Annotated in this window: 15 protein-coding genes; 8 read left to right on the top strand and 7 right to left on the bottom strand. The window is 40.1% G+C overall.

The window, feature by feature from the left end:
- Positions 1-156: 156 nt before the first annotated feature.
- Positions 157-801 (top strand): hypothetical protein, encoded by a 645-nt coding sequence (locus MMO42_RS04560; RefSeq protein ID WP_241319477.1) that lies wholly within the window; start codon positions 157-159, stop codon positions 799-801.
- A 354-nt stretch (positions 802-1,155) separates the two neighbouring features.
- Positions 1,156-3,888 carry a DNA gyrase subunit A gene (gene gyrA, locus MMO42_RS04555; protein WP_241319476.1) on the top strand — a complete coding sequence of 911 codons (2,733 nt, stop codon included), beginning with the start codon at positions 1,156-1,158 and terminating at the stop codon, positions 3,886-3,888.
- Positions 3,889-3,912: 24 nt separating this feature from the next.
- On the opposite strand, the gene MMO42_RS04550 is transcribed toward gyrA, so the two are convergent.
- Genes MMO42_RS04550 through MMO42_RS04535 form a run of 4 tightly spaced genes read right to left on the bottom strand, consistent with a single transcriptional unit; the run spans position 3,913 to position 8,837 of the window.
- Positions 3,913-5,025: an ABC transporter permease gene (locus tag MMO42_RS04550; protein WP_241319475.1), complete on the bottom strand. Its 1,113-nt coding sequence runs from the start codon at positions 5,023-5,025 to the stop codon at positions 3,913-3,915.
- Positions 5,022-6,152 carry an ABC transporter permease gene (locus MMO42_RS04545; RefSeq protein WP_241319474.1) on the bottom strand — a complete coding sequence of 377 codons (1,131 nt, stop codon included), beginning with the start codon at positions 6,150-6,152 and terminating at the stop codon, positions 5,022-5,024. Before MMO42_RS04545 ends, MMO42_RS04550 begins: the two co-directional genes overlap by 4 nt.
- A gap of 3 nt (positions 6,153-6,155) precedes the next feature.
- Positions 6,156-7,328 (bottom strand): efflux RND transporter periplasmic adaptor subunit, encoded by a 1,173-nt coding sequence (locus MMO42_RS04540; RefSeq protein ID WP_241319473.1) that lies wholly within the window; start codon positions 7,326-7,328, stop codon positions 6,156-6,158.
- Positions 7,329-7,340: 12 nt separating this feature from the next.
- On the bottom strand, positions 7,341-8,837 hold the full coding sequence (locus MMO42_RS04535; protein ID WP_241319472.1) for a TolC family protein: 1,497 nt from the start codon (positions 8,835-8,837) through the stop codon (positions 7,341-7,343).
- Positions 8,838-9,185: 348 nt separating this feature from the next.
- Here MMO42_RS04535 and serC point away from each other — a divergent pair, with 348 nt between their 5' ends.
- Positions 9,186-10,265 carry a 3-phosphoserine/phosphohydroxythreonine transaminase gene (serC, locus tag MMO42_RS04530; RefSeq protein ID WP_241319471.1) on the top strand — a complete coding sequence of 360 codons (1,080 nt, stop codon included), beginning with the start codon at positions 9,186-9,188 and terminating at the stop codon, positions 10,263-10,265.
- A 75-nt stretch (positions 10,266-10,340) separates the two neighbouring features.
- Here the strand turns inward: serC and MMO42_RS04525 are convergent, their stop codons facing one another.
- Both MMO42_RS04525 and MMO42_RS04520 read right to left on the bottom strand, forming a co-directional pair.
- Complete coding sequence (locus MMO42_RS04525) at positions 10,341-10,484, bottom strand: hypothetical protein (RefSeq protein ID WP_005151747.1); 144 nt, start codon at positions 10,482-10,484, stop codon at positions 10,341-10,343.
- 35 nt (positions 10,485-10,519) lie between these two features.
- Positions 10,520-11,458 carry a hypothetical protein gene (locus tag MMO42_RS04520; protein ID WP_241319470.1) on the bottom strand — a complete coding sequence of 313 codons (939 nt, stop codon included), beginning with the start codon at positions 11,456-11,458 and terminating at the stop codon, positions 10,520-10,522.
- A gap of 232 nt (positions 11,459-11,690) precedes the next feature.
- Between MMO42_RS04520 and MMO42_RS04515 the strand changes: the two genes are divergently transcribed.
- Positions 11,691-12,161, top strand: a complete 471-nt coding sequence (locus tag MMO42_RS04515; protein ID WP_005151751.1) for a YaiI/YqxD family protein — start codon at positions 11,691-11,693, stop codon at positions 12,159-12,161.
- 7 nt (positions 12,162-12,168) lie between these two features.
- Entirely contained in the window at positions 12,169-13,062 is an 894-nt protein-coding gene (locus MMO42_RS04510) for an EamA family transporter (RefSeq protein WP_241319469.1), read from the top strand.
- Between the two features lie 3 nt (positions 13,063-13,065).
- On the opposite strand, the gene MMO42_RS04505 is transcribed toward MMO42_RS04510, so the two are convergent.
- Positions 13,066-13,647 carry a PilZ domain-containing protein gene (locus MMO42_RS04505; protein ID WP_005151758.1) on the bottom strand — a complete coding sequence of 194 codons (582 nt, stop codon included), beginning with the start codon at positions 13,645-13,647 and terminating at the stop codon, positions 13,066-13,068.
- A 25-nt stretch (positions 13,648-13,672) separates the two neighbouring features.
- Between MMO42_RS04505 and MMO42_RS04500 the strand changes: the two genes are divergently transcribed.
- From MMO42_RS04500 to MMO42_RS04490, 3 genes are all read left to right on the top strand, one after another.
- A complete protein-coding gene (locus MMO42_RS04500) occupies positions 13,673-14,908 on the top strand; it encodes a lipoprotein-releasing ABC transporter permease subunit (RefSeq protein WP_005292783.1) in 1,236 nt (411 codons plus the stop codon).
- Positions 14,901-15,584 (top strand): lipoprotein-releasing ABC transporter ATP-binding protein LolD, encoded by a 684-nt coding sequence (lolD, locus tag MMO42_RS04495; RefSeq protein WP_241319468.1) that lies wholly within the window; start codon positions 14,901-14,903, stop codon positions 15,582-15,584. The genes MMO42_RS04500 and lolD overlap by 8 nt, the downstream gene beginning before the upstream one ends.
- A gap of 86 nt (positions 15,585-15,670) precedes the next feature.
- The gene (locus MMO42_RS04490; RefSeq protein ID WP_241319467.1) at positions 15,671-18,097 is read left to right on the top strand and encodes a DNA internalization-related competence protein ComEC/Rec2; all 2,427 of its coding nucleotides are present in this window, start codon (positions 15,671-15,673) and stop codon (positions 18,095-18,097) included.
- The last annotated feature ends 1 nt before the right edge of the window (position 18,098 follow it).

The following is an 18,098-nucleotide window of genomic DNA, read 5'->3' as shown; positions in this document are numbered from 1 at the left end:
GCGTTTTATTTATGGAACAATTTTGTGCTTAAATAAGTGATTGATTTAAATTTAATTATTTTTTAATTTTTTTAATGAGTAATTTCAATTAAGCTTAAAGTGTACTCATTAGTACACTTTTGCTAATCTTTTGTTTTAGATCGTCTTTGTTGAATAATGAAATTTGATTTCCGTTTTAATATAATGGCATTGATCCTATTCTCCCTATTATTGATCACTGCATTTTTGGCAATAGCAGAAGGGCCATTGCTACTGACATGGAATGTGCATCTGATTGAAGATATTCAAGCGCTTGTACTTTTGGCCTGTGTTCCATTTACGTGGTTCTATATGAAGCCTAAAACACTCACAGAGCAAAAGAAATGGTTCTGGATGTGGGCAATCGCTTGGTGGTTTATGTTTTTTGGGCGCAGTATCAGTTGGGGGCGTGATTTCTTCCCAGAAGTTCCTCATATTTACTACCGCGTTATTTCTGTTTTTGTTATCGCTCCAGTCGTTCTGATGCTGTTTTCTTCTCATTTACGCGCTGAAATTGAGTATAAGTTTCACCAAGTGAAGTTTCCATTTTGGTATTTATTGATTGCAATCCTATCTTTATTTTTTGCTGATAGTGTTGAGCATCACCGCTTTATTTATACATGGTTATTCAGTGATGTTATGAATCAGGACATTGTAGAAGAGTTGTATGAAACCCCTTTTATTTTTGCCTTATTCTTCATGGCATTTTATTTCATGAAGAAAGATCGAGTAAAAGTGGCTGGGTTAGAACAGCTTTCAAATCAAGCCAAGTCGAGTTCCTAGTCTTAAATCATTGGATATGGCTCAGCTTAATTTTTGAGGTTGAGCCGAATTGAAATTCGTGCATTAAATTCATTACTTTTATCTCATCATTTGATGATCTTTTGCCCAAAATGGATGAGAATCTATTTTTATCTGTCGGTCTTGTATTTGATAATTTTAAGTTGTTAATTTATATATAATTTTTATTGTAAAAAAATGCTATTTTTCAAAGTTTAAACTCACAGTTAGTTTGTCCTTTATGCTATAATTTTTCGCTGTATTTTTTATTTTTAGTTCAAGCTCTTGAGCTAAATTTTTGCAAGATTGAAGACATAAAAACAGGTAGAACTCTCTATCTGTAAACAAGGAGTATGCATGAGCGTATCGGAAATCAGACCGATTGCCATTGAGGACGAACTCAAGCATTCATATCTAGATTACGCCATGAGCGTAATTGTATCTCGTGCATTGCCAGATGTTAGAGACGGTCTAAAACCTGTTCATCGTCGCGTTTTATTTGCGATGCACGAATTGGGCAATGATTATAACAAAGCGTACAAAAAGTCTGCTCGTGTTGTCGGGGACGTGATCGGTAAATATCACCCTCATGGTGACAGTGCAGTATACGAAACAATCGTTCGTATGGCGCAGAACTTCAGCTTACGTTATATGTTGGTTGATGGTCAGGGTAACTTCGGTTCTGTTGACGGTGATAGCGCAGCAGCAATGCGTTATACCGAAGTTCGTATGCAAAAGTTAACCCATGAAATTTTGGCAGACTTAGAAAAAGATACTGTTGATTGGGAAGATAACTACGACGGTTCTGAACGTATTCCACAAGTGATGCCGACACGTATTCCAAATCTTTTGATTAATGGTACGACGGGTATTGCGGTCGGTATGGCGACCAATATGGCGCCGCATAACATGACAGAAGTCGTGAATGCATGTTTGGCCTATGCCAATAACCCGAATATTTCTATCGAAGGTTTGATGGAGCATATCACGGGTCCAGATTTTCCTACAGGCGGTATTATTTACGGTAAGTCAGGCATTGTTGATGCCTATCGTACAGGTAAAGGTCGTTTGCATATTCGTGGTAAATATCACTTTGAAGAAGACCCGAAAACGGGTCGTACCACGATCGTATTTACTGAAATTCCTTATCAAGTCAACAAGGCAAAAACCATTGAGCGTATTGCCGAGTTAGTCAAAGAAAAGAAACTTGAAGGTATTTCAGAGCTTCGTGACGAGTCTGATAAAGACGGTATGCGTATCGCCATCGACTTGAAACGTGGCGAAAATGCAGAAGTGGCAGTGAATAACTTATTCCTGCATACACAACTACAAAATTCGTTCAGCATCAACATGGTTTGCCTAGACAATGGTCAGCCTAAGTTGATGAACCTGAAAGATATTATTGCGGCATTTATTCGTCATCGCCAAGAAGTGGTGACTCGCCGTACCATGTTTGAATTGCGTAAAGCACGTGAGCGTGGGCATATCTTAGAAGGTTTAACGGTTGCTTTGGCAAATATTGATGCCATTATTGAAACCATTAAAACCTCTGCAAACCCTGCTGAAGCTCGCGAGCGTTTACAGGCAGGTGAGTGGGCAGGCGGTGGTGTGGTTGCATTGCTTGAAAAAGCGGGTGCGATTTCTGTTCGTCCAGATGAGATTGAAGGTGAAGATCCTGCGCGTCCATTTGGTCTGGCTGGTGATATTTATCGCTTGTCACCTACGCAAGTTGCAGCAATCTTAGAATTACGTTTGCATCGTTTAACAGGTCTAGAACAAGACAAGTTACATGCAGAATATTCTGAAATCTTAGGTCAAATCGCTGAATTAACAGCAATTCTCAATGATTTTAATTTATTGATGAATGTGATCCGTGAAGAGCTTGCTTTAATCTTGCAGCAATATGGTGATGGACGTCGTACAGAAATTGTCGAGTCTGGTGTTGATTTCTGCCGTGAAGATTTGATTCCTGAAGAGCAGGTTGTATTGACTGTTTCTCAAACAGGCTATGCGAAAACGCAGCCACTTTCTGATTATCAAGCGCAGCGCCGTGGTGGTCGTGGTAAGTCAGCAACTTCAATGAAAGATGATGACATCATCCAACATTTAATTGTGGCATCCAACCATGCAACGGTCTTATGTTTTACTAACGTCGGTAAAGTGTATCGCTTAAGAGTATTTGAAGTCCCTCAAGCATCTCGTGGGGCAAAAGGTCGTCCAATTATTAATTTGCTTCCATTGGATGCAAATGAAACCGTAACCGCAATCTTACCGTTGACAGAATTCCCTGAAAACCACTATGTGTTTATGGCAACTGCATCAGGTACGGTAAAACGTGTTGAATTGAGTCAATTTAGCAACGTTCGTTCAAATGGTCTACGTGCGATCGAATTGAACGAAGAAGATACGCTTATTGGTGTTGCAATTACCGATGGCCAACAGCAAATCATGCTGTTCTCGAACGAAGGTAAAGCCATTCGTTTTGCTGAAACAGATGTTCGTGCAATGGGCCGTACTGCGAAAGGTGTACGTGGTATGCGTGTAAGCTTTGCAAGCAATACCATTGAAGCGGAAGATGCAGACGTTGAAAATGACGATACAGATGACAATGATGATTCATCAGATTCAAATGTTGTTAGCCGCATCGTTTCGCTGGTTGTCGTACCGGTAACGGGTGAAGTGCTTTGTGCTTGTGCCAATGGTTATGGTAAACGTACTCCTGTGGATGACTTCCCAACCAAGAAACGTGGTGGTAAGGGTGTGATTGCTATCAAGACCAGCGAACGTAATGGTGAGCTTGTCGGTGCTGTATCTATTGACGAAAGCAAAGAACTGATGCTGATTTCTGATGGTGGTACACTGGTACGTACCCGTGCTGCTGAAGTTGCAACCACAGGTCGTAATGCACAAGGTGTTCGTTTAATCCGTTTAAGCGATGCTGAAACTCTAGTTGGAGTTGTTTCGATTGAAGCTGTAGAAGATGACGAAGAGTTAGATGCTATAGAAGAAGTGGAAAATACCGAGACGGTTGAGGCTGTAACTTCTGAAGAAGTTGCCGTAGAACCAAAAGATGATACGCCAGAAGCGTAAATATTCTTATCATAAAAAAGGAAGCTAATCAGCTTCCTTTTTTATTGGTTGCATCATGACCAAGCGGTAATAAGACAGTGCCAATAAAATGGCAGCTACCGTCGCCAGATAAATCAGTTTTGGCATCACAATCGAGGTTGGTACACCCATCTGATTGAGTTGTACAAACATCTGTACGCCATTGGTTGAAGGGAAAATCCAAGCAAAGTATTGCATCCAGTGAGGCATAGCTTCATGTGGCCATGCGGTGCCTGTCAGCAAAAATAGGGGCACTGAAGTGACCACAATCAAATGACCCACTCGTTCAGGCATATCGACCAGAGAACCAACCAACATTCCTAAACCAATCAGACAACTGACATAGATCGGCACGGCAAGTAACATGCCCCAGAAGTTTCCTCCATGAGGATATTCATATAACCAAAAGGTAAAACCAAATAAATATAGGCAGCTTAAACAACCCGTAGTAAAAATTGCAGCAAAGATTGCCCAAAACTCGACTGGTTTTGCGGTCCATCCTTTTTCTCGGTAGCTGGCAATCAGCATTGCGAGTCCAAGCAGAATGGTTTGATGAACGATTAAACTGGCGACAGCAGGGAAGATATAACTGCCGTAACCTGACATGGTATTAAACAAAGGAATTTGGTGGATCGACAGTTCAGGTTCAAAAGACGATGCATTGCCAAACTTTTCTAAATGCTCTTTCAGGGTATATTCAATAGAACCCGCTAAACCCACGCCAACTTCTTTGGTACGAATGAAATACGCAGTGCTCAAGTACAGACCAATTCCACCCATCTCTCCACGTTTTAAACTATTGGTAAGATTTTCGGGGAGTAACAGAATGCCTTCAGCTTGTTGGTTCTGCACCATACGCTGTGCTTCCAAGAAGTTATCCGTCACAGTGGTAATTTTGATATGAGGGCTATTAGATGCTTGGCTAATGATTTTAGAGGTCAAAATGCTTTGTTCTTCATCCACAATGACAATCGGAATATCTTCAGCTGTTTGTGCTTTATAGGCGGTTGGATAGAAGAAGCTATAGACCAATGTTGCCGCAATCAATGTGGTAAAAACCGAATTATTGGCAAATATGTTTTTAAAGGTCTGTAAGTAATAAGCGAAAAATGACTTCATGAACAAAGCTCCTGAGTATTTTTCTTTAACAGACGCACGCTGAGTACAAAGAACAAGCAGGCAAAAATAACTAAAATGCCAAAAGGAATCATCGAAACATAGAGATCACTGCCAATAATCCACTGTTCAGTCTGTAGTTTGGCATAAGGGGTGTAAGGGATCAGCATTGACCAAAATTGAGTAAATGCAGGTGCATTATTCAAGGGAAGGGTAATACCTGAAAAACTTGGTGATGATCCACCATACAGTGCAATAAAACCGAAAGTCTTCGGTAAGTTTTGTGTGGCAAGAACAACAGTACTGCTGATCACTGCGTAGGAAAAATACAATAGAAATTGCGCGAACAAAATCAACGTCAGCGAACCCGCAATAAAATAACCGCGAATATGGGCGAGCCAGAACATCCAACACCACGTCCATGCACAGAAAATAAAGACATAGAGTAGAATTTTGCCGAGTAAGCTGGAAATCACCTGCTTAGAACTGACCCATTCACCGACAGTCTTTCGTTTAAATTCCTGACCTATGGCAAAAGCCACGCAGCAACAGAGCAATAAGTGTAAAACTGCTGGCACCATGAAGGGTTCCAGAAACAGTTCATAACTCATACTTGGGTTATACAAAGTTGAGATCTTGATGTGCGGTGTTGGCATATCCAAATAGGGGATGGTATTGGCCAAATAACTCTGCCCCATATATTCAGCCATTCCATTCAAGGTGCTAATCAACATGGCGGAGGAAATGGTATTGCCGATACTAAAAAATGACTGATTATAGGCAATACTGATCTGCGCATCTTGAGCTTTGACCAGGCGTTGTTCAGCACCTTCGGGGATCATCACAAAACCCCAAGCATCCGTTTTATTAATCAAGCGTTCAGCTTCATCTTGGCTGGCAGTAATGGTTTTTACTTTTAAGGTATGATTGATGCTAAGTGCATGAATCACTTTGCGACTCATCTCACTTTGATCTTGGTCAATCACAACGATGGGTAAGTGTTCTGCTTTACCTGCAGAAAACATACTGCCAAAGAGAAAAATCACCAGCAAAGGGGCGATCACCGCCATAAACAGATCAACTTTATGACGTTTTAAATAGCGCAATTCCCGCAGCATAACTGCAAACATCGCTTATTTTGCCTCTTCAATTTTAAACAGTACGCTCATTCCGACTTTCAAATCTGGGATTGATTGCTCAGGGACTAAATGAAATTTAAAGCTGCGAATATCATAGCCACCTGTTTGGCGCGTGGTTTTAATCGTTGCAAAGTCACCTTCGGCATCAATATTTTTTACTTTGAAGGTTTCTTTACGATTCAATGCAGGAATAAAGCCTTCAATGGTTTTCATTTTATAAACAGCGCTATACATGTCTTCGCGGACATTTAAGCTGATCCATAAATCATGGTCTTCAATGATACTTACGACGGGTATGCCCGTTGCGACTAGCTCAGTTGGTTTGCCGTATGTTTTAGACACAGTTCCATCTGTAGGCGAATACAGTTTGGTTTCTTCGGTCAATGCATTGGCTTCTTTGACAGCAGCTTGTGCCATGGCAACTTGTGCATCGGCAGTTGATTTTTGTTGTTCGGTACTACCACGTTTGGCACGTGCATACTGTTGATAGGTCGCTTCGGCTGTTTCTCGTGCAGAAGTTTGAGCAGCAAGCATTTCGTCACGACGTTGACGCGAAATTACGCCTTGTTGATAAAGCGTTTCTCCACGTTTATAAGTGGTTGCTGCCAATTCTGCTTGGGTTTTCATTGCTTGCCAGTTGGCATATAAGGTCTCAATATTTTCTTGTTGAGCACCACGATATACGGTTGAATGGAAGGCAGTTGCACTTTGTAGGGCCGCTTGTGCTTGTTCTTTTTTCGCCTCTAGTTCAGGACTGACAAAACGAACCAACGCTTGACCTTTCTTGACGGCTTGTCCTTCAGATACATAAAACTCTTCAATACGACTTGGTACTTTGGTGCTGATATGCACCGTTTCTGACTCAACCCGACCTTGTAATTCAATGGCTTGAGGTTGATAAGCTTTCCATAAACCAAAGGCAATCAGACCTAACAGCAAGATCAGAATGATTAAACCGATGATTTTTGCTTTTCCTTTTTTAGGTGGCTCATTGGGTGGAGGAGGTGGCTGCTGTGTATTTGAAGTGCTTGCCTCTGATTTCGGTTCATCGAGTATTTGTGTAGATGCCATTTGCTCTTTAGACGATTCAGAAGCTGGTGATTCAGCTGTGTTAACCAGTTGATCTTTATCGCGTTCTGAATTGGATGATGATTGGTCTTGGCTCATAAAATTCTCCAATTAACGGATATAGTCAGTACGTGGTTGATTAACATAAAGCTTGAACTCATCAATCGAGCCATAGCTTTGCAATAAAGTCGCTAAAGATAAAATGTATTTATATGAATTAATGGCCATTTCACTTCTTAACGCACTGAGGGCATTTTGTGCATCAATGACTTGTGTGGCTGTGCCCATGCCTTCTTTAAATGAAAGCTGTTGAATACGTAAGTTTTCTTGTGCGGCTTTGGTATTCTGAGTAAGTAATTGATGACTGGTTTGCGATGAATTTAATTCGCTATAGGATTTATACAGTACATTTTCAACTTCTTGTTTGGTGCGTTCAGTCATGAGTTCGGCAGCATACTTTTTAAGTTCGGCAGCACGTATGTTTTTGTTGTTATCAATGCCCGAGAATAAATTGTATTTGGCCATCACACCGACAATCCAATTCTCTTTGCTGTCCAATCCATATTCACCAAATGCAAAAACACTGGGCTTCTTGGCGGATTGTTGAACTTTGACATTTTCATTGGCCAGTTGGGTATCCATTTGCAGCTTTTTAATCAAACTGGAGTTTTGATCATAGTTTGCAAGGAGTTTATCCAAAGAATGATTTTGGGCATTATTCACAAACAGTGGAGTAGTGAGATTTAAACTTTCTCTGGTTTTTAATAAATTTTGTAGGCTAAACTGACTGGCTTGTAAATTGGACTGGGCATTTTGATAGGTGCGTTCTGCATTATTGCGTGCGACTTCAAATTGCATGCGTTGGCCTTTATTAATGAAGCCTTGTTTTTCTAATTTAAGTGCATTGTTATAGTGTTCTTGCATCGCATTTAAATTAAACAGGCTGGCATTGAGTAATTGTTGTTGTAATTGCACATTAAAATACGATTGAATCATTTCAAAACGCTGTGAATCTTGTTGTTGTTTTTCACTGATGTTTGAGCGTTGTGCTTGAATCGTCGCAATCTGTTTGGCACTGCTAATCTTACCACCAGTATAAAGTGGCATAACCATTGAAATTGAAGTGCGAACATCATGGTCTTTTACCGTGACATCCAGATTGTTGGGAACCTGATTTAAACCTTCTTGCACGGTCTGATCAAAACCTTGGCTAACTTGATCAATCACTTCGGGAGGGAGTACATTTCCCCATTGCGACAATTTGTCATCAAAACCTCGTGTGAGGGAGTTTTCAAGCCGACGTTTACTCGATTCTAAAGGTACGCTGGTTTCGCTGTGAAATGAGTAAGCACGTGCATTTAAGTCGATGCGCGGTAAACCTAGATGTTTGACGGCTTCCATTTCGAGTTGCGAGGCTTGTTGTAGTGCTTGCTGTGCTTGTGTGCCATATGCATTTTCTACAACATATTGTTCAGCTTCGATATAACTAAAGCTTTGCGCAAATAAAGAAGTTGAAAATAAAACACAGCTGATCAAGCTTATACTTAAGCTTAACTGTTTGGGAAACCGTTTAACCTTAAAACTCGGTCGATCATGTCGTTTCAACATTAGGGTAAGTCGCAATTTAATAATATCCTGAGTTAGTCTAAATTCTTTTTATAAAATTAAAATAATATGTTTTTAATTAAATGGTTATATCACCTGATTTGGTGTAGTGAATTTGTAAAAAGTAGAGTTTTTAATCTAATTAAAATGTGTGAAATGGTGGTTTTTTGAACGAATAAATGTGAGTGGGTAATTCAACTTAAAATAAATGTAATGACAAAGACATGATTGAAAAATTAGACCTATTTTCTCAATCAAATTGAAATATTTACTGGATAAGCTGCTGCAAGCTTCGCCAATCTATGGTTAAATTCCCATTCCAATTTGTTCCACTTTAACAAGGGAAAACTCATGCGTGCTTATAATTTCTGCGCTGGTCCTGCTGCATTACCTACGGCTGTTTTAGAAAAAGCTCAACAAGAATTGTTGGATTGGCAAGGTAAGGGTCTGTCGATCATGGAAATGAGTCATCGTAGCAATGATTATGTTGCTGTGGCAGAAAAGGCTGAAGCTGATTTACGTAAGCTCATGAATATTCCTGAGAACTATAAAGTCTTGTTTTTACAAGGTGGTGCATCCTTGCAATTCTCAGCGATTCCACTCAACTTGCTGGGTAAAAATAACAAGGCAGATTATATCCATACGGGTATTTGGTCTGAGAAAGCACTAAAAGAAGCAAAACGCTATGGTGATATTAATATCGTTGAAGCGGGTACTTTAATTGATGGCAAACATGCGATTACTGAACAAAGCAGCTGGAATCTTTCAGCTGATGCTGCCTATGTGCATTATGCAGATAATGAAACGATTGGTGGCTTACAATTCGCAGGGATTCCAGAGGTAAATGCACCATTGGTTTGTGATTACTCATCTAGTATTTTGTCTGCGCCTTTAGATGTCAGCAAGTTTGGTTTGATTTATGCGGGTGCGCAAAAGAATATCGGTCCAGCAGGCTTAACTATTGTCATTATTCGTGATGATTTGTTAGACCAAGCAAAACCTGAGATTCCGAGCATCTTAAAATATGCCGATCAAGCCAAGAATGGTTCAATGGTGAATACGCCTGCAACCTATGCTTGGTATTTGTCTGGTTTGGTGTTTGAGTGGTTGCTTGAGCAGGGTGGGGTAGATGCAATCTACAAAATTAACCAAGAGAAGGCGAAACTTCTTTATGGTTATATCGATTCAAGCGACTTTTATAACAACCCAATTGCTGTTCCAAATCGTTCAATGATGAATGTACCGTTTACACTTGCAGATGAAGCACTTGAAAAGACCTTCCTAAAAGAAGCAGAGCAAAACCATTTGTTAAATTTAGCGGGTCACCGTTCTGTAGGCGGTATGCGTGCAAGTATTTACAATGCAGTTCCTTTAGCGGGTGTGCAAGCGCTGGTTGACTTTATGGATGAGTTTGCAAAACGTCATGGTTAAGCAATAAAGTATTGATAAAATAAAAGCCCTCAACATTGAGGGCTTTTATCTGTGAATAGGGTAGTGGTCAAAAATTTAAAAAAAGCCAATTTGATGAAACATGAGTGCTGCTAAAAACATACCAAGTAAAAAAAAGCAAAAAGCACCAACATCAAGTTTAAGACCTTGATCACTCGAGTGAATCAGACTGGTGGTCGTTTGTTCTGGTATAATTTTCATTAGAACGCCTAAAATGCCATTTATGTGATTTTTTGTCACTTATGTGCAGTTTTAGCATAAATATTCGCCTGAATCCATAGGTTACCGCGAATATATTGGCCAATGTTAAAGTTTTTATACAATTCACTCTTGGTTGCAATACGAATCAGGATTGCCGGTAAATCATCTTCTAATACCAGTGTCACATCATAAAGGGTATATTCATCCTGCATAAACTGCATTGAAGTTTTGCCTACGATATTACCTTGGAACCAAGCTTCATCTTCCTGACCTAATGTTTCACCAAATAAATAGGCCACCATTTTAGAAAAGTCGACAGTGACAGGTTCTTGATCTTCTGGCGTTTTTGGTTGCCAGTCATTAATCAATTCTTGTAAATTATCTGGAGCAATTCCATTATGTTCTGTCAAAATCGCATTTAATGCGCGGTGATGTTTAATTGAAGCAGGGTCATCAACAATGATTTTCTCATCTGCTGAAACTGTTTCTAATTCATATGCCCAAGCATTAAATTGAACTTGATAGGTTTGGTTTTTGTCATATTGACAGCTATTTACACTGAATAAATTATCGAAGGCATAAATAATAGTATTTTTATTTAAGTTCAGACGTAATACTGCCTGAGTTGAAGAATCACAGGTAATAATTCGCTCGATTTGCGCATCATATTTATATGGGCTATCAAAACTTGGAAATGCTGTTTTTAATGCACGTGGTTTTTGATCTTCAACCGCAATAATTTGATTAATCGAAACAGCTTCACCACTCGGACCTTGAATTAGCCAGAAGGATTGATCCATCTCATGTTCGTCTTGACAGAGGCCCATCGGCATTACGGGTGCATCAAGCGCCAATCCTAACCATTTGGGAACATCTGTTTCGGGAGTATCTGTCAATAAGTTCCAATGCTCGACATGATTACCGAAATTTTGATCTTGAATTTTAATGATTTCTGGACTGTTTTGATTTTTCATAAAGCGTAATGCTAAAAAGATTGAACTTACTCTATTAAATCGAGGGTAACTGTCATATTTCAAGTCTGAATCTGTAATTCTCTACAATTAATTTAGTTTTTAGTTCGAAATATCAATATGCTGCTCCAAGCGTGCTGAACTGAAACTGTCGATGCGAATAGTTGGATGATGTTCACTCTACTTTTCCAGTATCTGTTACACTATATTTTTACTTTCAGGAGCTTTTGCCAACGTGCTGCCATTTAAATTGTGGGTAGATGCTGATGCTTTGCCTAAAATTTTACGTGAAGTTATTCTACGCGCATCTGATCGTTATCAACTTGAAGTTATTTTTGTTGCCAATCAAAATGTGGGTATTACGCCGTCACTGCGGATTAAATCAATTCAGGTGATGAGTGGTGCAGATAAGGCCGACCAAGAAATTGTAGATCGAATGCAAGAAAATGACATTGTCATTACACAGGATATACCGCTTGCAGCACAAGTGATTGAAAAGGGTGGCATTGCGATTCATCCACGTGGCGAGATTTATACCACTGCAAATGTGAAAGCGCGTCTGCATTTGCGCGACTTTATGGATACTTTACGGGGTGCAGGTGTACAAACAGGTGGGCCTCCTCCAATCTCAGAGCGAGATAAGCGAGAGTTTTCAAGTTCACTGGATCAGACCATTTTAAAACAGAAACGTAAAACAGCTTCTTGAGTTGAATATGCCATCACGTATTAACTTAATATTCACTTATGGATTATTGGTATTCATTTGGGCAACCACGCCTTTAGCCATTGTGTGGAGTGTTTCTGATTTACATCCCATGTGGGCATTGTTGATTCGTTTTTTTATTGCCTTGCCTTTGGCTGTAACAGTTTTATTGCTGTTAAAAGTAAAATTCCCAACACATAAAATTGCCTTATTAAGTTATGCCGCGGGTTCATTAAGTCTGATCGGTTCGCAAATCTTTACTTATGCGGCAACGGCTTATCTCAGTTCTGGATTGATTGCGTTGATGTTTGGTTTGGCACCCATTATGGCAGGCCTGATTGGTCGATTTGGCTTCCAGCAAAAATTAGCGGGCTTACAGTGGTTTGGCATGGCGACATCCATTGTCGGATTAGCGATGATCTGTCTCAGTGGCAGTCAGAAACATGTGCAACCGCTGGGCATTGTTTTAATGCTGATCAGTGTTTTTTCATACTCACTCTCAATCTTTCTGGTGAAAAAGATTAATGCAGATCTTCCTGTAATGGCACAAGCGACAGGTTCAATCCTCGTTTCTACCATATTGGCAAGTCTGTTATTGCCGTGGATTTGGCAATATGCACCGACTCATATGCCATCTGCTAAATCGCTATTGGCACTGACCTATACCATTGTGATGGCATCTCTGATTGCGATGTTTTGTTACTTTAAACTGGTTCAAAATCTTCAAGCCACAACCTTGTCATTAACCACAGTGATGACACCAATGCTGGCAATCTTGATTGGGGCATACCTGAACCACGAGCAATTGTCAGTTCAGGTATTTGTTGGGGCAAGCATTATTCTCTTTGGTTTATTTCTCTATTTCTTTAGAGATTTACGTGCATATCGTCGATTAAAAGTATAAGACTTAAGTGGTCTCAGGCTGCTGGCTTTGTTGAACGCTAGCTGCCAATTTTGCACGATCTTGCGGGTTCAAGGTGATGAAATAGGCGCCGATACGGAACTTGCCTTGTTCTTCTGCACTACTGTGTGCCACTTGGGCGGTCGCTGCAATATGGAAGAAGTTTTCAGGGTGGCTCAAGGTAATATGAATATAAGTGCCTTCGTTAATATCTTGAGTGCTAAAGAAGCTTAATCCATTCTCCGAAAAGTTCACCTGTTCAGGGACTGGCAACAATGATTGCACGATATTGTCGTAAAAAGACCCTGTAATCAGATTCAATTTCTGGTTAAAAAGGGATAAGATGCGAGCAATTTGTTGATCTTTTTCATTTAATTGTTCTAATTCGTAGCGAAACGCGTGATCAAATTGATCTAATTCTGCAAGTAGTAGAAAATAGCGCGGTAATACGAAATGAGAGTCATAAGGATCATTCAGCGCAACATCATCTGGAATGATTTGATAGTTGATTCTCAACACGGCATCAATACGAGACATCACTCGACGTTCAGTGTTGTCGTCAACAAGATGATGTTGTGAATTTTCCATAATAAATCACCTCGGACTAGATGGTATGTTTAAGCCAATTTCGCTGTATATAGGGTTGAGATACACTCGTGCTCGGCGGAGTAATCATTTTATTTCTTTTATTGCCTTGGTTTCCATGATTGGTTTAACCCTCGGCGTTGCTGTCCTCATTACAGTATTATCTGTCATGAATGGTTTTGATCGCGAATTAAAAACTCGTGTTCTGGGAATGGTTCCACAAGCCACTGTTTCTTCTACTCAAATTCTAACAGATTGGCCTGAGCTTGTAAAAAAAGTTGAGCATCATCCGCATGTCACTGGGGTTGCACCATTTACCCAATTGCAGGGGATGCTAACTGCGCAAGGTCAAGTAGCAGGAATCATGGTCACTGGGATTGAACCTGAATATGAAAAGAAGGTTTCAATCATTCAAAACCACATGGTCTCAGGTGATTTAAATGCCTTGAAGAAAGGTGAGTTCGGTATTGTTCTTGGTAAGGACATGACTGATGCGCTGGGTCTGGGTTTAAATGACAACGTGACTTTGGTGTTGCCTGAAGCAACACCTTCTCCAGCAGGTGTGGTGCCACGTTTTAAACGTTTTAAAATCGTCGGTATCTTTAGTGTAGGTGCAGAAGTGGATTCAATGGTGGGTTATATCGCCTTGAATGATGCGTCTACCTTGCTACGTTTACCAGATGGTGCGCAAGGCGTTCGTTTGAAACTGGATGATATTTTTGCTGCACCAAAAGTGGCCAATGATATTGTCAGTCAGTTGCCAAGTAACTTCTATGCATCGAACTGGACCTATACCCATGGTAATTTGTTCAATGCGATCCAAATGGAAAAAACGCTCGTCGGCCTATTACTGGTACTGATTATTGTCGTTGCCGCATTTAATATCGTGTCATCACTGGTCATGGTGGTTACAGACAAAAAGTCTGATATTGCGATTTTGCGTACCTTAGGTGCTTCGCCTTCGATGATTACCAAAATTTTCATGGTGCAAGGTACGGTGATTGGGGTGATTGGTACCATTGCTGGTACGATTTTAGGTGTGACTCTGGCATTGACCATCAGCGATATTATTTCTTGGTTCAATACGGTCTTAGGTTTGAACCTATTTGATGCGTACTTTGTGCATTACTTACCTTCATATCTCAGATGGCAAGATGTGGTGGTGATTGTAACTGTATCTTTGATATTAAGTTTCTTGGCGACAGTTTATCCTGCTTTGCGTGCAGCCAAAGTTCAACCTGCTGAGGCGTTACGTTATGAGTAATATTGTCTTAGAAGCAAAAGATATCTATAAACATTTTGATGATGGAAAAAGCAAAGTTGAAGTGATTAAAGGTCTATCACTTCAAGTAAAAGCAGGCGAATTCGTTTCCATTGTTGGTTCAAGTGGTTCAGGTAAAAGTACGTTGTTACATGCATTGGGTGGCTTAGAACAGCCTTCGCAAGGGCAAGTATTTTTACAGGGGCAACGCTTTGATAATTTGGGCGAAGCTGAACGTGGCTATAAGCGTAACCAATATCTAGGTTTCGTTTATCAGTTCCATCATTTATTGCCTGAGTTTTCAGCACTGGAAAATGTGGCAATGCCATTAATGATACGTGGTGAAAGCAATTTTAAAGATGTGAAAAAACAGGTGGAATACCTGTTGGATCGTGTCGGCTTATCTCATCGTATGGACCATAAACCTGGTGAACTGTCTGGTGGTGAGCGTCAACGTGTGGCATTAGCACGTGCGTTGGTAACTAGACCTGCTGTGGTTTTAGCAGATGAACCAACGGGTAATTTAGATCGCAAAACAGCGCTCAGTATTTTTGAATTACTGACTGATTTGAAAAAAGAGCTCAACATGGCAATGTTAATAGTGACCCATGACGAGCAACTGGCGCAGTCAGCTGATTCTGTTTTACATATGCAAGATGGTTTATGGCTTGATCAATAATAAATATTTTGTTTAAGCACTTGTTAAAGCCCTGAAAACGGGCTTTAATTTTATCTTTAGAATAATTAAAAAATTAATTTAGTAGAATGTTAAAAATTATTTTATTAGGGTGGATTGCTGGGACTGCCTTTATGGGGCGGGAGCTCGCTTTTGTCTCTGCTACATGGTGGGTATGGTTGGCTTTAGCAGCTATAATTTTTGCCTTTAGCCTTTTCCAAAGACGATCTCATTTATATCGACCTATTTATAAAACGCTACTTTTAATCAGTGCAAGTTGGGCAATGTTTGCTACGGGCTATCATTATGCTGACTCAGCTTTAGCGCAGCGGCTCAAATTGAGAGAGGTTGAAGTTCAGCCGTTTGAAGCAATTGTTTATATTAAAAAAATAGATCAACTAACCGAAGATGGACAAAAACAAATTGCCGAGGTACTGAACCGACATGAGCAGCCGGTGGTTTGGTTTCTTTATTTGAATAAGGCAAAACAACAAGCGACTCCAGAACAGGTTTTAGAGTTGGGTCATTATTATCGTATTAATGGAACGATCAGACCTGCCCATAGTTATGCAGTTGCAGGCGCATTTGATCAGGAGAAATGGTTTTTACAACAAAATGTTATGTCGGCATTTTCTGTAAGACAGATTCAGCCATTGAGTCGCGATGAAATCTATCGCCAAGGTTATCAGCAGCATGTTAAGCAGCAACAAAGTCTTCAAGCAATATTGTTATTAAAAGTTGAGACCATGCGGTTGTTATTTCGACACATGTTTCAGGCTTCGGGTCTGCAACATAAAGGTTTACTTCTCGCATTACTTACAGGGGATGAAAGCCTGTTATCAAATCGTTTAAAGCAGCAATTTCAACAGTTGGGAATTTCACATCTTTTGGCGATTTCAGGTCCGCATGTGCTGATTTTTGCGTTGCTGCTGACATGGGTGTTGAAAAGTATGCTGCAACGTTATTATCCAAAATTATATTTATGGCAACCACGACAGATCTTGCTGCTATTGCCGTTTGTGGTCAGCGTATTGCTATATGTGACTTTTGTCGGTTTTGAAATTCCAGCGATAAGAACATTATTAACCGTCGTCATTGCGAGCCTTTTTCTATTATTTCGCCAGTCGATTCAGCCTTTAGGGTTACTGGTTTACAGCGCCAGTTTATTACTGATTTATGATCCATTTAGTATTCTTTCCGCTGCATTTTGGCTGTCTTATGGGGCATGTTTTATTCTGCTACGGATCTATCAAACCATTCAACAATTACCGCAACAATTGATTTTGACACCGACACAAAAACTGGTTTTGACCATCAATATTTTCATTGAATCGCAATGGAAAATCTTTATTGCTTTATTACCCTTGGTGGTTATTTTCTTTCAGCAAATTTCTTGGGCAGCACCATTTAGCAATCTGATTGCAATTCCCTTACTCGGTGGCTTGATTGTACCTTTGAATATCATTGCCGCTTGTATCTGGCTGCTAATCCCTGCATTTGGAAAGTTGTTATTTCAGTTGAATGATGTGTTGTTATCAGTACTGATGTGGCTGCTAAATATGCTCCAGCATCTTTCACCAAGCCTATATGGTGTGAGTTATACACCTTTGATGATGGTGAGTTTAATTGTTGGGTTGATTATTATATTTATGCCAAAAGGGACAATTCCAAAGCTTTGGGCGGGCATCTGTTTTTTGCCCATAGTTTTAGGCCTAAAAACTCAGCCTACTGTCCTGAATATTGTTGATGTGGGGCAAGGGCAAGCGATCTTTTTGCAACATCCACAGCAGACTTTAATGATCGATACAGGTGGCTCTTATGATGAAACCAAATTTAGTATAGGTGAACGCGTGGTTATCCCTTTCTTAAGGCAACAGGGCATCCGAGCATTGGATCACGTCATTCTATCTCACCTTGATCAAGATCATAGCGGTGCGTTTCCCTCGATTCAAAATGCGTTTGATATTACCCAAGTTCAATCCAATGAACGGAGTGACACTATGCCGTTTAAAGATAATTTTTCATTGTGTCAGCAAGGGCAAAATTGGTCTTATTCAAATCTAAAGATAGAAATTCTATCGCCTGATTTGGACGGTTTAGCACTTGCAAAGCATCAGCAAAATGAACAGTCCTGTGTCGTATATCTACAGTTCTCCAAGGCCCAGCCTTATCAAAACTTTTTGATTATGGGGGATGCAGGGTGGGAAACTGAATATAAGCTATTACGTCAGTATCCTGATTTAAAAGTGGATGTTTTGGTGCTTGGTCATCATGGCAGTAGAAATAGCTCTGCCTATGATTTTTTAGCTGCGTTAAAACCGAAACTGGCGATTGCTTCAGCAGGATTTAATAATCGTTATGGTCATCCAAGCCAAGAACTACAAAGTCGTCTTCAAGCCTTAAATATCCCTTTCCTGAATACCGCACAGACAGGCAGTCTGAGTTTTGTCTTTGAGCATGACACCGTAGAGTTAAAACAACAGAGGCAACAATTGAAGTGGTTGAAAAGAGAATAGC

Source organism: Acinetobacter sp. ANC 3882, assembly GCF_022549545.1.
In the GTDB taxonomy this organism is placed as follows: domain Bacteria; phylum Pseudomonadota; class Gammaproteobacteria; order Pseudomonadales; family Moraxellaceae; genus Acinetobacter.
The sequence above is the reverse complement of the archived record's forward strand: the minus strand, read 5'-3'. Positions and strand labels throughout refer to the sequence as shown.

Coding starts and splice junctions, on each gene's coding strand:
- MMO42_RS04560 (WP_241319477.1), top strand. CDS start 157: ATGAAATTTGATTTCCGTTTTAATATAATGGCATTGATCCTATTCTCC.
- gyrA (WP_241319476.1), top strand. CDS start 1,156: ATGAGCGTATCGGAAATCAGACCGATTGCCATTGAGGACGAACTCAAG.
- MMO42_RS04550 (WP_241319475.1), bottom strand. CDS start 5,025: ATGAAGTCATTTTTCGCTTATTACTTACAGACCTTTAAAAACATATTT.
- MMO42_RS04545 (WP_241319474.1), bottom strand. CDS start 6,152: ATGTTTGCAGTTATGCTGCGGGAATTGCGCTATTTAAAACGTCATAAA.
- MMO42_RS04540 (WP_241319473.1), bottom strand. CDS start 7,328: ATGAGCCAAGACCAATCATCATCCAATTCAGAACGCGATAAAGATCAA.
- MMO42_RS04535 (WP_241319472.1), bottom strand. CDS start 8,837: ATGTTGAAACGACATGATCGACCGAGTTTTAAGGTTAAACGGTTTCCC.
- serC (WP_241319471.1), top strand. CDS start 9,186: ATGCGTGCTTATAATTTCTGCGCTGGTCCTGCTGCATTACCTACGGCT.
- MMO42_RS04525 (WP_005151747.1), bottom strand. CDS start 10,484: ATGAAAATTATACCAGAACAAACGACCACCAGTCTGATTCACTCGAGT.
- MMO42_RS04520 (WP_241319470.1), bottom strand. CDS start 11,458: ATGAAAAATCAAAACAGTCCAGAAATCATTAAAATTCAAGATCAAAAT.
- MMO42_RS04510 (WP_241319469.1), top strand. CDS start 12,169: ATGCCATCACGTATTAACTTAATATTCACTTATGGATTATTGGTATTC.
- MMO42_RS04505 (WP_005151758.1), bottom strand. CDS start 13,647: ATGGAAAATTCACAACATCATCTTGTTGACGACAACACTGAACGTCGA.
- MMO42_RS04500 (WP_005292783.1), top strand. CDS start 13,673: ATGTTTAAGCCAATTTCGCTGTATATAGGGTTGAGATACACTCGTGCT.
- lolD (WP_241319468.1), top strand. CDS start 14,901: ATGAGTAATATTGTCTTAGAAGCAAAAGATATCTATAAACATTTTGAT.
- MMO42_RS04490 (WP_241319467.1), top strand. CDS start 15,671: ATGTTAAAAATTATTTTATTAGGGTGGATTGCTGGGACTGCCTTTATG.